Origin of the sequence: Reinekea blandensis MED297 (assembly GCF_000153185.1) — a bacterium.
GTDB lineage: Bacteria > Pseudomonadota > Gammaproteobacteria > Pseudomonadales > Natronospirillaceae > Reinekea > Reinekea blandensis.
The window spans coordinates 20,004-34,150 of the sequence record NZ_CH724153.1 but is presented as its reverse complement, the minus strand read 5'-3'; the positions used below and the strand labels follow the sequence as shown (position 1 = coordinate 34,150).

Sequence of the window (14,147 nt, the reverse complement as noted above, 5' to 3'; positions counted from 1 at the left end):
TTATGAGCCCGACGAGCTACCAGGCTGCTCCACCCCGCATCAACTCGTTTTGAATGACCGCTGAGCTCTTTCGCTCAGTGCCGTTCAGCGGTTGCGTATAATAAGGATTCCTTTTTATCTGTCAACTAACTTTTTGATTTTATTTAATTTTTTATTAATCCCGCCTGTCTCGCTGACTTCATCCGAGGTTCGTATAAATCGTAATCAGCCTCCGGCACGGCACCCAGTGACAACCACTCAACGACACGACGGTGAACGTCGTCAACGTTAGACTGCTGCCCGAGCCCTTCTGACAAACGCTGTACCTGAAGGTTCATACGAATCTCAGCATCCACCTGCGGACTGTCAACACCGACAAGAATTTCCAGATCAATCGTCTTCTCATGCATGGCAGCAATGTTCAGCTCATCTGGCGCCTCAAGCCAACTAGCGAAAGCCTGAGACAGGGGCTCAGCAACACTCGGCACGTCCAGCTGTTGCCACTGCTCGTTCATTTCTTCAATCGAGATGCCACTGAAACGAGCTTTACGAACCCAATCAATCAACGCTTGCCAATGACGATCGGCCTGCTCGGAACGCAGTTTCTGGCAGGCCTGATCAACTGTCTGACAGGCCGAGCGGAAATCTTGTGACAACCGGGAATAATGTGACTTAGGTAACGTTCCGACCGCTTGATAGTCTGACTTCAACTGCTCATATTCGGGCAAACGATCAACAACGTCGTCTTCGCCGGCCAGGGTCTGAATGGCGTCGATGATGCGTTCAGCTTCCTGACGATGAGACTGCAGATCGGCTTTAAAGTCAGAAACCTGCTGATCACGACGTGCAAACAACTCATCGCAGACCGTTCGAAAGGCTTTCCAAAGCTGCTGCTCGTCTCGCCGCGCCACCATGCCAGCGCTCTTCCATTCACGCTGCAGTGCTTTAGCCTGGTCTGTTGCCGCTTTTATGTCTTCAAGTTCCAGCAATGATTTGGCTTGTTGAATAATGACTTCTTTATTGGCGCGCGCAACGCTTTGCACTTCGCGCATACGCTCGAAAACGGATTGGTGCAATCGATCAAACTCAGCCTGAAGCGGCTTATTGGCCGTACGATCTACCGGTGAATAGTGCCGCCAATCGTTTCTGGCGACCTGCAAGACCCGGTCGATTTCTTTGATGTCCGGCACATCCCAGTTGATGATGTCCGCATACTTACCAAGCTGATCAATAATTTCACGCCGCCGCTCAAGGTTAACCTCGCGCAAATGCTTCTGTTCAGCAAAGTACTCGCGGCATGGTTCATAAGCCTGTTGGGCGAGTTCGTGAAATGTCTCCCACAGATCCTGCTGCCGATCCTGCAAACCGCGGCTCAGCAGCTTCCACTCATCCTGCATTTCCCGGATGGCCTGCGATCTTGATTCCGGGTCCATCGAATGCTCTGTCAGACCTTTCATGCGTCGAATCAGCGCTTCTTTTTTCGGTAAGACTGCGTAAGCCTGCCAATCACGGAGTTTTTCGAGGGCTTCCGTGGTGTCTTCCAGCTGTTTACGGATGCCCGCATGATAGTCCAGGTCGAACCCTTCCAGCTTCTCCTGAGCGCCGTGATACAGCCCGGAGGCACGGCGCAGTGATCCATCGTCAATGGCCTGTTGGCAACGTCGCAGCTGACTGCGGATGGCACGAACCTGTTGGATTGCCTGCTGACGGTGCGCCTCTAAACTTTTCTGATAAGCCTCCAGGGCTTTTCTCAGTCGCACCACGCCTTGAGGCGCCTCGCTGCGCAGCGCACCTTCCAAATCGTGCAGCCAGTCGTCGATGTCGTGTAACAGTTGATCATTATCTGCGGTATCGGTACCCAGTTGTTCCAACAAAGCGTCAAAACTGCCTTGTTCTGTCAGTAACCGTTGCAGGCGTGCAAGCCCGACTTCATAGGCCGTGCAGGCTTTCTGAAAGGTTCGGGCTTCTGCCGTATCCGCTTTGCTGTGCTTTTCAATCTCGTTCCATTGATGCTGCACCTCGCTTAACAGGTGCTGATCTTCATTCATTGCTTCGTCTGTCAGGGCCATTTCATCAAGACGCTGATGCAGTCGATCCATTAACTGCTCGACCAGCGACTGCCGGTTGGTGTCCGCCATGGCTATATGGGTTTGGACGTTGGCTTCTTCACGTTCACGTTGTCGAGCCGCTTCGATCTTGCTCTCAGCCTGCTGTTGCGCTTTTTGAAAGCGGGTATTGGCTTCTTCACTGATATCGGTCAGCTCACGCCACTGATCGGTCAACCCCTTGAGCTTACCGGCGTACATTGGCTCCAACGGTGCCTCGGCATGACGCTCGATGGCGCCGAGGAGTGCGTTCTGTTTGTTTACCAACGCTTCTGTTCGGCGTTGTTCGGCTTGCAGTTGTTCTTGCGTCGCATGCAAAATCCGATAGACGGCTTTGTCACGCCCTTTGGTCTGACGCACCAAATCATTCAACAGTTCGAGCTGAACGACCCGCGCAGCGGCCACTTTTCGAACCTTTGCAGTAAACCCGGACAACACCAGGGACGCCCAAACCGTTTCGTCGACATCCTCTGGTACCGCATCCAGCTCGACCATCAACATCAGTCCAAAAGTGTCTGGTAAGGCGGCCTTTACCGTGGTCTGATCGATCTCACCTGCGCGGATCTTCTGCACCAGCTCGGACAGCAGTTGCGTTCGTGCTTTGCCTTGAGCGGCCTGTATCTGCTCAGCCCATTGCGACACCGACCAGGTCTGATGCGTATCGGCGGCAACAGCCGGCTCTGCTGATTTTGATTTACTGCGCGGAGGTTCGGTTTTAGACGGTTTTCGGCTAAACAATTTTCTGAACATGCATTAGCTCCTGAAGCTCAACCAGGTGACACCGGAGAGGAGATCGCCGGTGACCGGAAACAATGACATCGGACCGCTGAAACAGCGCGTTGGCGCTTGCCAGAGGTACCCTAATTATCTGCAACGCGTTAGCATACTCTGAACTGAGACAGCACGGAACCAGTCATGCCGAACAATGCCACGCATCCGCCCAGCTACCTATGGTACGACTATGAGACCTGGGGTACCGTGCCCTCACGGGATCGGATCGCTCAGTTTGCGGCTGTTCGTACGGACATGGACCTGAACATCATCGAAGAACCCATCAATCTGTTCTGTAAACCCGATATCGACACCGTCATTGATCCCGGCGCCGTTCAAATCACGCGCCTGTCTCCCTTGGAACTGGAACAAACCGGACTGTCCGAGTGGGAGTTCAGCCAAGCGGTGCATAACGCCATGGCGCAACCGAACACCTGTACCACGGGGTACAACAGCATACGGTTTGACGATGAGTGTTCACGCTTCCTCTTCTACCGCAATCTGATCAACCCCTATGAACGCGAATGGAAGAACGGCAACAGTCGCTGGGACCTGCTCGACGTGGTGCGGATGACGCATGCATTGCGCCCTGATGGCATCGAATGGCCACGCCGCGACGATGGCAGTCCGTCTTTCCGGCTAGAACATCTGACCGCCGCAAACGGACTGTCACATGCCAACGCACACGATGCCGTCAGCGACGTAAAAGCCACCATTGCACTGGCACAACTGATTCGAAAACAGCAGCCAAAACTGTTCGACTACGCCTTCTCATTACGCTCAAAACATCGCGCCCGGGAAGCCATCGATCTGGTCGGCGGCAAACCTCACCTGCATTTCAGCGGGAAGATTCCGGCGAGCGAGTTCTGCATGGGCATTGAAGTCCCATTAATGGCTCATCCGGATCGGAACAATGAAGTCATTGTCATCGACATTCGAGAGGACCCTGCCTGGATCCTCGATCACGACGCGGACACGTTGAGAACCTGGCTTTACGCCAAAACTGAGGAGTTACCGGAAGGCGCCCGGCGACCCCCCTTGAAAACCATCCATCTGAACCGCAGCCCGATGATTGCGCCAATGTCTCTGCTGGATGACGAGACCACCACCCGGCTAGGTGTCGACCTCGACGCCATTCAACACCACTATCGATGGGTTGCCGATCACCCCGAACTGAATCGACTGGCCATGGACGTGTTCACAGAAACACAGGAACGAGCCGCCATCACCGATCCCGAGCAAGCCCTCTACAGCGGTTTTATCAGTGATCACGATCAGGCCCTGTTAAACCGCATGAGAACCGGCAAACTGCCACCGGAGCAATGGCTTGATAACAGTCATCTGCTGCAGGATGATCGCTTACCCACCATTTTACTGAACTTGCTGGCAAGAGCGTTTCCTGATTGCCTGACCGAACAACAATTATCTGAATGGCAGGATCAGCGCCGAACCTATCTGATTGAACAACAGGACGAACGGCACTTGACGCTTTCACAGGCCTTAACCGACACTTTGGCCCTGTTGGCCGAAACGCCGGATGACCCAGCGCTGACTGACACCCGAATGTACCTTGAGAGCCGATTGCAATATTGGACAGATGCCCGATCAATATCGGAAGAAAAAACCGCTGAAACGGCTGCTTCAACGGAAGATCGGGCACCTTCTGATGATTTGAATGACCAACTGGACTTATTCTGATGTCTCGTTACCAGACCCTGCTGTTGATAACCTTGCTGGCCAGCCTTCTTGCCGGCGGTCGGGCCTTTGCCACGGTCCAGGACCCCACTGGCGTTATCTTGGCGCAACGCAGCGGTCTGGTGCATTTACTGGAGTACATCGACGCACGCCCTGAGTTGTTCGCTCGCGAATCCGCCGAACGCGACCTGTTGAACCGGACCGAGCGGCAACAGGTATTGGAGGTCTGGGTTCTGTATCTGGACTACATGACCACCGTTCGTCGTTTGGCTGATCTGACCGCTGACTATCATACCCTGTCGGGCTCACAGCGCCGGCAACGCCAGCATCAACATTTGCTGGCCTTCAACACCCATTATCGATTCGCACTGGAGTTCATCCGACGCATCGAACGAGACCCTGAACTGGTCGACTGGCTGAACACCCCGCACCCGGAACAAAGTCTGGAATCCGGTTTTTATCAGCGGTTTGTCCGGGAAATGCTCAGCGACTGGATGACCGACCGGTACGATTCTAAAAACGCCCGATTGGACCCAGTGTCTGCGCTGCCAGGGCGTGATGAAATCGACGCCGATATCCAGGCCATCCGACAACTGGATCGGACCGGGTTGTTGGCATCCAACGCTTTTCGCGCCTTTCGCCGAACCGCCTACTCCACTTATTACCCCCTGCAGAAAGGGGTTGCACGTGGCATGGGTAAAATTAAGTTGTGGCGATTCAACAAGACCCTAATCACACCGGAGCAAGCCAGAGCGTTCAGCCAGCAGTTTGAACCGGGCGACTTTTACCTGACCCGCAAAGAGTGGCGGCTGACGAACGCTGGGATTCCCGGCTTCTGGACCCATTCCGCCCTTTACATTGGCAGTCGATCCGAGCGCAATGCTTATTTCGATACACCCGCGGTCCGCGATTGGGTTCGCTCGCAAGGCTTTGACTCCTTTGAAGCGATGCTGCAATCCATCAGCCCAGTCTATGCCGAGCACCCGGGCGTCGACGCCATGGGGACGATCCGGGTGCTTGAAGCCCTGGATGCCGGGGTGATTTTCAACTCGATTGAAACGTCTCTGGATGCTGATGGCGCGGCCGTGTTCAGGCCAATGACCACCCGGCTTGAAAAAGCCAAGGCGATTGCCGGCGCTTTTGGTTACATCGGCCGCCCCTATGATTTCCATTTCGACTTCGACAGCGACACCGCCTTAGTCTGCAGTGAACTCATTTTTAAAGCCTATCAACCGGCCACGTCTCAGGCCGGCATCCAGTTCCCGCTCAACCGTGCTGTAGGGCGGAAAATGCTGACGCCGAACGAAATCGCCCAATGGTATGAACAAACACTCGGTACCGAACAACAGCAGATCGAACTGGTCATGTTTATCGATAGTAACGAACGCGATCAGGTCGCCTTTCAATCCACCAAGGCCGCGTTCTTGGGCAGTTGGCGCCGTAGCGACTGGCATTTTTTACAGCAGCCATCACGACAGAATGAGCAACTGGCGTCTACTGACTCCCAGTAAGCCAATGACACATTTGTCCGTTACGACCGTCAATCAATACTAAACTCAACGGTTCAACGGCCGTTACCTCCAACACGCCTTTCCATTTCTAAGGACTTTCAGAGTGCTGTCTAATCTGACTCTAAAACATTGGCCGGTTCGCTGGCGAACGCAATTAATGACCCTGACCCAGCTGCTGCTCACCGTCGCAGGGTTTGCCATTGTGCTGTTGGGTTTGAATGAAATCCGTCAACAGATGCAAACTCAGCAGGCGTTAGCGACTGAGCAACAGGCCGCTCTGGAGCAGCAAAATCAACGGTTTACCACCCAACAGTCAGAGCTGCAGGCACAACAGGACGCCATTGCCGCACAACAGAGTGCACTCGAACTGCAACAGGCGGTCTTTACTGTGTATCAGACCTACCCGCGCTTTCTTTTCTGGCGATTGGCATCAACCTCGTCCCTCTCTGACTCTGACATCCGCAATGGTGATACCGCCCAGGAAGAACTGATCGTTGCGGCTGACGCACTGCGTACCATCGATGAAGAACTGGCCGATGCCATTGATTTGTTTCTCCTGGACATGGAGGATTTCAATAGCAAGGTTTCACAAGCCATAGAGGCCTTCCAAAACGATAACGTTAACCAGGGCCGATCTCTGGTCTCAGCATCGCAGAATCACGTCATCTCCATGAGCAGCATGCTCGAAGTCGTCTTATTTGTATCGGACGAAGTACTGTTTGAGGCGAACGAACAGGTCGGTCAGCGCCTGACGGCGTTGGAAACGTCCGTCGCTGCGGTCGAACAGGCCGGTTTTACTCTGGGCCAGGCAGTCAATGAAGTGTCGACCAACAGCAACGACATTGCGCTCAACATTGAGGCGCGGCAATCTCAGGTCTTTATCGTTCTGGGTATCGTCCTGATTCTGTCGGTGCTGGTCAGCATGGCACTCAGCCGCTCCATTATTGGCCCGCTTAACCAGTTGAAACAGACCATTGAAACCATCGACCACCAGAATGACCTGAGTCTGGAAGCCGACGTCAGCCGCCGGGACGAGCTGGGTTTAATCGCCAAAAGCGTTAACTCTCTGCTGACTCACTTTCGGGAGATGGTTGAAAGTGTCCGCACCAGTGCGAGCAGCATTGTCTCTGAAACCGAAACGCAGACTCAGAGCAATCAACAGGTCAGTACGGCACTGGCCGACCTGAACAGCGAAGTGGACTCAGTCGCCACCGCCATCAATGAAATGACGGCAACGGTACGGGGCATTAACGACATTACTACGGAAGCGGCCCAGTCTGCCCGAACCGGCAGTCAACATTGTGAAGACGGTCAGGCACAGGCAGCACACAGCAGCGAAAGTGTTCTGAATCTGAATGATCGACTCGTTGAAGCCGGCGAACGTTTGACTCAACTTGAAGCCAGAACCGAACAAATTTATGCGATTGTTGATGTGATCCAAAGCGTTTCCGAACAGACCAATCTATTGGCACTGAATGCGGCCATCGAAGCGGCCCGCGCCGGGGAGCAGGGTCGGGGCTTTGCGGTGGTTGCGGATGAGGTACGTACCTTGGCTCAGCGCACCGATCAGAGCTCCGGTGAAATCAAACAGTTGGTCGAACAGTTTGCGCAGGAGGTAAATACCACGGTGCAATCAGTCAACGATGCCAAACAGGCGGCGATCGGCGCAGCGGAGTACTCCGACGCGGCCAAGACTTCTATTGCCGAACTTTTTGATACCGTCACGTCGATTGAACGCATGAATGTGCAGATTTCTGAATCCACACAAGAACAGACCGATGCCACCACTGCACTGGATGCTTCAGTGTCACGTATCAGCGATTTACTGTCAGACATAGCACAGCGGGCCAACCTCACCACCGATGCAATGACACGACTCAAGGCCTCGACCACCGAACTGGAGGCTCAGTCCGCACAGTTCAGAACCTGAACATGACAGGTTGCAGTTAGCTCATCGCGATTTAAAACGCTCAACAGCAGCAAGAAAGTCGGCGTCGTTCAGACGTCGACGAAACAACTCACCTTCTTCGTCCATAATCTGCAGTGTCTGCGCCATGTAGGGCTGTTTCATCAAACGCTTGGTGAGTAACAATGAGGTCGCCGGTTGCGCTGCCAGCGCTTGTGCCTGATGCAGGGCTGCACTTAAAAACTGCTCATCACTGAACACCTGATTAATCAGTCCTGCCGCTTTGGCTTCCTGAGCATCGAAAGTTTTACCGGTCAGCAACCACTCGGCCGCCTTAGCGTGCCCAACTCGCAGTGGCAGCAAATAGGAGGACGCAAACTCCGGCACCAAGCCTAAGTTAACGAAGGGCAACTGAAACTTTGCACTTTCTCCGGAAAACACCAGATCGCAATGCAACAATAACGTTGTTCCGATGCCGACTGCAGCACCATTCACAGCCGCGACCACCGGCTTCGGGAAGTCGGCCAGAGTATGCAGGAAACGAAATACCGGTGCCTGCTCATCTTCTGGTGGGTGATCGAGAAAATCGTTCAGATCGTTACCCGCGGTAAAGCAGTTTTTTTGCCCGGTCAGCAGAACAACCGAAACGTCCGCTTGCGTTCTGGCACGGACAAAGGCTTCCGCCAGTGCCGTGTACATGGCTTCGGTGATGGCATTTTTCTTATCCGGGCGATTGAAGTGCACCTCCAATACGCCGTTCTGAAGCCGTGTTTCTATATCGGACATAATCCATCCTTATCAGTGTATTCATCGACACGCCATTGCTGCGACCAATTTAAACGCGCGTTTGAATTTTGCAAGTCCTGCGACAATAATAGACATCAATTGCGACCATAGGCGTAGGTACGACGCCTCCGAAACGCTCGTTTTTCAGGTACAATTCGCCACCATAATAAAGGGCCCGCCCCATACCCATTGGAGAGACGCATGACCTCAATTAAGCAGGACGATTTGATTCAGAGTGTAGCCGACGCGCTGCAGTACATTTCTTATTACCATCCGAAAGACTTCATTGATGCCGTACATGAGGCTTATCAACGAGAAGAATCTCCGGCGGCTAAAGATGCGATGGCTCAAATCCTGATCAACAGCCGCATGTGTGCCGAGGGTCATCGCCCGATCTGCCAGGATACCGGCATTGTCACTGTGTTTTTGAAGATTGGCATGAACGTTCGCTTCGACGACGCCACCATGGGTGTTGAGGACATGGTGAACGAAGGTGTGCGACGCGCTTACCTGCACCCGGATAACGTATTGCGCGCCAGTGTACTGGCCGATCCGGACGGTGCCCGCAAAAACACCAAAGACAACACACCTGCGGTGATTCACACCAAGCTGGTGCCGGGCGACACCGTCGATGTACAGGTGGCGGCCAAAGGCGGTGGTTCTGAAGCCAAAAGTAAGTTTGCCATGCTGAATCCTTCCGACTCGATCGTCGATTGGATTCTCAAAGTGGTTCCGGAAATGGGCGCTGGCTGGTGCCCGCCGGGGATGCTGGGTATTGGTATCGGTGGTACAGCAGAACAAGCAATGCTGATGGCCAAAGAAAGCCTGATGGACCCGATTGATATTCAGGAGCTGCAAGCCAAGGGGGCGGAAAACCGCGGCGAAGAGTTGCGACTGGAGCTGTTTGATAAGGTCAATAAACTCGGCATCGGCGCACAGGGCCTGGGTGGTTTAACCACCGTTCTCGATGTCAAAGTCAAAGACTGCCCAACACATGCCGCCAACAAACCAGTGGCGGTGATTCCGAACTGTGCCGCCACCCGCCATGCGCATTTTGTGCTCGACGGCTCCGGTATCGCGGAGTTGCCAGCACCGAAACTCTCTGACTGGCCCGATATCGTTTGGGAAGCCGGCCCTTCGGCACGCAAGGTCAATCTCGATAACCTGACCAAAGAAGAAATGAAAGACTGGCAACCCGGTGAAACCCTGTTGCTGTCCGGTAAAATGTACACTGGTCGCGATGCCGCCCATAAACGTATGGTAGATATGATCAACCGGGGCGAGAAACTGCCGGTCGATCTGACCAACAAGGTTATTTATTACGTCGGCCCGGTTGACCCCGTGCGGGAAGAAGCCGTCGGACCGGCCGGGCCAACCACCGCCACCCGTATGGACAAGTTTACCGAGACCGTACTCGAGCACACCGGCCTGATTTCGATGGTCGGTAAGGCAGAACGTGGTCCGATCGCCATTGATGCCATCAAGAAGCATGAAGCAACCTATCTGATGGCCGTGGGCGGGGCTGCTTACCTGGTTTCAAAAGCGATCCGCAATGCAAAAGTAGTCGCCTTTGAAGATCTTGGTATGGAAGCCATCTACGAGTTTGAACTCGATGAAATGCCGGTGACCGTTGCTGTCGACACCCAGGGGGAGTCCGTTCACCGCACCGGGCCTCAGCAATGGGCGGCCAAAATTGCGGCCAAAGAAGTCAGCTAACGGCCTGATACACACTCGTTAGTGGCCCAAACGGGTGCCCTCAGGGTACCCGACACCCTCTTCCATCCTGATCTGCATCAGTTTTACCTCAGCATGGCCTCGTCTACACTGACTTTCTCACCGTTCAGTTAAGGATTACGGTTATGCAGATTTCCGCTTTTATCGCCACCAGCCTGGATGGATTCATTGCCCGTCCGGATCAGAGCATTGACTGGCTGGAAAACGCGACCTCCGACGCGACCGAAGATTATGGCTACGAAGCCTTTGTTAAAGACATCAGCTCGGTGGTTATGGGTCGCAAAACATTTCAGCGGATTCTGACCTTTCCCCAATGGCCCTTTCAACATCAACGCGTGATCGTCTTATCCCAAACCATGAAGGCTGTTCCTCCGTCTTTGAAGGACTCGGTCCAGCTGTTCGACGGTACGCCCGGACAACTGGTCGAAATCCTGGGCGCTGAAGGCGATACCCATGTCTACGTGGACGGGTCCCGCGCCATTCAGTCGTTTATCGACGAAAACCTGCTGACCGACATCACCTTGACCACGTTACCGATTTTAATCGGAGACGGTGTGTCACTGTTCGGTCATCTGGATCGAGATGTACCGCTGAAACACGTCAGCACCAAAGCTTTCCAAAATGGCTTCGTGCAGTCGCACTATCTCTTCAGTAACTGCCGACTGTAAAAAAAAAGCGAACTCAGCTTACCCCTTTTGTGCTTCCTGAACGTTTAAAGACAACATTCACACTCAGGAAGCACCTCTCATGACAAAGACGCTCAATTTTTTCAGTGTTGTGGCGACACTGATGTTACTCAGTTGCGGTACGCAAACCACTGATGGTGCCCTGACGGATCCGGCGGTCTTGCAAGAACCCGTGCACACCGAGGAAACCCGGGCCATCGAAACGGACTCAGCCGACCAGGTCTTTCTTGCCGCCAGTAAAAGCCGCGTTGAAGTTCAGGAATCTTATGTGTTGCCGAGCTCAACACCAATCATTCCCATGCCCAACCCGCCGGTTTCGGAAAACCGTGAGAACTATCCGAAGACACCCATCAGTCCGATCCGGCAGGTTGCGACCGATCCGGTCAGTACATTTTCAACCGACGTGGACACCGCCAGCTATACCAACGCGAGACGTTTTCTGAACCAGGGCATGCGCCCACCCGCTGACAGCATCCGGGTCGAAGAGTTCATCAATTACTTTGACTACGCGCTCCCGGCACCTGACACAACAAACACTCCCATTCAGATCTCCACAGAGCGCACGCAAACGCCCTGGAACCCACAAACGGAGTTAGTGCGTGTGTCCTTGCAGAGCTACCGGAGCGACTTCAAAACATTGCCGCCATTGAATCTGGTGTTTCTGCTGGATGTATCCGGGTCCATGAACAGCCCGGATAAACTGCCGCTGATGCAGCGCAGCTTCAATCTGCTGGTCAGTCAGCTGCGTCCACAGGATCGTGTTGCCATTGCCGTGTATGCCGGTCAATCAGGTGTGGTTCTGGAGCCAACGTCCGGTGATCAGAAAGCGCAAATAAACCAGGCCATCAATCAACTGCGTGCCGGCGGCGGAACTCATGGCAGTGCCGGCATTCATCTCGCCTATGACCTGGCGCAGGCAAACTATCTGCCTGACGGCATTAACCGGATATTCATCGGCACCGATGGTGATTTCAATGTCGGCACCACCAGCCTTACCGAGTTAAAGGCGCTCATCGAACGTAAACGTGAAGCGGGTGTCTTTCTCAGCGTGCTCGGCTTTGGTACCGGCAACTACAATGATGCACTGATGGAAGAACTGTCCAATCACGGTAACGGAACGGCCTACTATCTCGACAGCTATCAGGAAGCCCGCAAGCTGTTTGCCACGCAACTGGCGGCGACACTTCAGACGGTGGCGAAAGACGTCAAAATTCAGATTGAGTTCAATCCGGCACAGGTCGCCGAATACCGTCTCATCGGTTATGACAACCGTCTGTTAGCCCGTGAAGATTTTAACAACGACGCCATCGATGCTGGGGAAATGGGCTCAGGTCATGCCGTCACCGCCCTCTATGAAATTGTGCGTCGAGACAGCGAGTTTCGGTTCAGCGACCCTCTGCGTTATCAGGACGATGACCTCAGCGACACCGTCGGTGGGGAAATCGCTTTCGTCAAAGCCCGATACAAACTGCCCGATGAAGCGCACAGCCGCCTGCTCAGTCAGGCCATCACTGACACACCCATGCAATCAAGCTCTCAACGCCAAGCCCTGGCCATCGGCGTGGCCGGTTTCGCTGAGATATTGCGCGGCAGTCCCTACCTCAGAGATTGGTCCATTAACGATGCCATTGATTATATCGGCCCGAGCCTGCAGGAGGATCGTTGGGGATATCGACAGGAACTGGTAACCTTGATGCGAAACCTGCAAAGCATGGAACACGCCGATTGACCCTGATTTCAAACCTGCAGACCTGGTGGCAGACAAGGCATGCCAGTGCATGGACCGACTGGCCAGATGGTGATTTGCTGGAACACTATCGAACGGCCGGGTCAACGGCCGCCATGGATCTTTTGATACGGCGCCATTGCAACGCGCTGTATCACTTTCTGCTGACACTCGCAGACCCAGTACTGGCCGAGGACATCAGTCAACAGGTCTGGACAGGGTTAATCGAACGCCCCGATCAATATCAGGCACAGGCAGCCTCATTCAGAACCTGGCTGTTTACCGTCGGGCGGAATCGGACAGTTGATGAGTTGCGCCGTCAACAGCGCTGGCAATGGCCGAGTACTGACGACAGCGCAATCGACCGCACCATCGATGACGAACACGTCACCCTGACCTTTACCGAACGCGACGATCTCAATGAGGCCTTTGATCAGGCGCTTACGGCTCTGCCTTTTGTACAGCGCGAGGCTATATCACTTCAGTTGGAAGGGTTTTCTCTGGCCGATATTGCCCTCATCACTCACGATAAACCGGAAACCATTAAAAGCCGACTCAGGTTTGCCCGCCAACAACTGAAGCACTCTCTGGAGGAGAATCATGACTGACCGAAAGCAGACATCGCTCGATTCTCTGTATCGAAACCGCCGCCAACGACATCCGGCTCCGGCGTCACTGCACCAGACTATGCATGCAAAATTGTCGGCCAAAACGACTCGCCGACCCCGTTGGGTCGCCGTCGCGCCCGTGATGGCGTCACTGATTTTGGTGTTTTTGGTTTTACGTCCATCGCTGGAAACGACATCGGTCCTAACCCAAGCGGATTTTGAAACCGTCGCAGATTCATCACTGGCCGCACCTGTAGCTCCCGCGCCCGCGGCGCGCCAGCTATCAAAGTCAACATCTGAGGCGCCGATGGGTGATTACGAAGCGTTCTCGGCGGATAGCATCGTTGCAGACGAAATCGTGGTGATGGCGGAACCCGCTGTACCCGCGCTCGAAGAACAGAACCTGGCACCGTTACGTCCGGAGCAGGCCGTTAATGGTCTCAATCTTAAGATCATCGATAGTCAACAGGGCATCGCCATAGACTGTCAGGGAGAAGCCGTCATGGCCGATGTTCTGAAGGGCCGACCTGATGATCAATGGCTGGAACTGACCTGGCGCGATGACGACTGGAAAGTGAACGCCCTGCAAGCGTCGCCCTGCTCATCTGAAACAACAACTGACGCCGACCGGTAACTCTGG

10 protein-coding genes are annotated in these 14,147 nt (G+C 54.1%); 8 read left to right on the top strand and 2 right to left on the bottom strand.

What is annotated here, in order from left to right; genetic code table 11:
- Positions 1-143: 143 nt before the first annotated feature.
- Entirely contained in the window at positions 144-2,834 is a 2,691-nt protein-coding gene (locus tag MED297_RS14845; RefSeq protein ID WP_008046336.1) for a DUF349 domain-containing protein, read from the bottom strand.
- Positions 2,835-2,999: 165 nt separating this feature from the next.
- Between MED297_RS14845 and sbcB the strand changes: the two genes are divergently transcribed.
- The 3 genes from sbcB to MED297_RS14830 all read left to right on the top strand — a co-directional run bounded on the left by sbcB (position 3,000) and on the right by MED297_RS14830 (position 7,991).
- The gene (gene sbcB / locus MED297_RS14840; RefSeq protein ID WP_008046334.1) at positions 3,000-4,553 is read left to right on the top strand and encodes an exodeoxyribonuclease I; all 1,554 of its coding nucleotides are present in this window, start codon (positions 3,000-3,002) and stop codon (positions 4,551-4,553) included.
- Positions 4,553-6,061: a YiiX/YebB-like N1pC/P60 family cysteine hydrolase gene (locus MED297_RS21455; protein WP_008046332.1), complete on the top strand. Its 1,509-nt coding sequence runs from the start codon at positions 4,553-4,555 to the stop codon at positions 6,059-6,061. The genes sbcB and MED297_RS21455 overlap by 1 nt, the downstream gene beginning before the upstream one ends.
- A 103-nt stretch (positions 6,062-6,164) precedes the next feature.
- Positions 6,165-7,991 (top strand): methyl-accepting chemotaxis protein, encoded by a 1,827-nt coding sequence (locus MED297_RS14830; RefSeq protein WP_040557443.1) that lies wholly within the window; start codon positions 6,165-6,167, stop codon positions 7,989-7,991.
- A gap of 21 nt (positions 7,992-8,012) precedes the next feature.
- On the opposite strand, the gene MED297_RS14825 is transcribed toward MED297_RS14830, so the two are convergent.
- Entirely contained in the window at positions 8,013-8,753 is a 741-nt protein-coding gene (locus MED297_RS14825; protein WP_008046329.1) for an enoyl-CoA hydratase-related protein, read from the bottom strand.
- Between the two features lie 201 nt (positions 8,754-8,954).
- Between MED297_RS14825 and MED297_RS14820 the strand changes: the two genes are divergently transcribed.
- The 5 genes from MED297_RS14820 to MED297_RS14800 all read left to right on the top strand — a co-directional run bounded on the left by MED297_RS14820 (position 8,955) and on the right by MED297_RS14800 (position 14,141).
- A complete protein-coding gene (locus MED297_RS14820; RefSeq protein ID WP_008046326.1) occupies positions 8,955-10,469 on the top strand; it encodes a fumarate hydratase in 1,515 nt (504 codons plus the stop codon).
- A 143-nt stretch (positions 10,470-10,612) separates the two neighbouring features.
- Positions 10,613-11,155 (top strand): dihydrofolate reductase family protein, encoded by a 543-nt coding sequence (locus tag MED297_RS14815; RefSeq protein ID WP_008046324.1) that lies wholly within the window; start codon positions 10,613-10,615, stop codon positions 11,153-11,155.
- Between the two features lie 79 nt (positions 11,156-11,234).
- Positions 11,235-12,902 carry a vWA domain-containing protein gene (locus tag MED297_RS14810; protein WP_008046322.1) on the top strand — a complete coding sequence of 556 codons (1,668 nt, stop codon included), beginning with the start codon at positions 11,235-11,237 and terminating at the stop codon, positions 12,900-12,902.
- A complete protein-coding gene (locus MED297_RS14805) occupies positions 12,899-13,507 on the top strand; it encodes a sigma-70 family RNA polymerase sigma factor (RefSeq protein ID WP_008046319.1) in 609 nt (202 codons plus the stop codon). Before MED297_RS14810 ends, MED297_RS14805 begins: the two co-directional genes overlap by 4 nt.
- Positions 13,500-14,141 carry a hypothetical protein gene (locus tag MED297_RS14800; RefSeq protein WP_008046317.1) on the top strand — a complete coding sequence of 214 codons (642 nt, stop codon included), beginning with the start codon at positions 13,500-13,502 and terminating at the stop codon, positions 14,139-14,141. The genes MED297_RS14805 and MED297_RS14800 overlap by 8 nt, the downstream gene beginning before the upstream one ends.
- Positions 14,142-14,147: the final 6 nt, after the last annotated feature.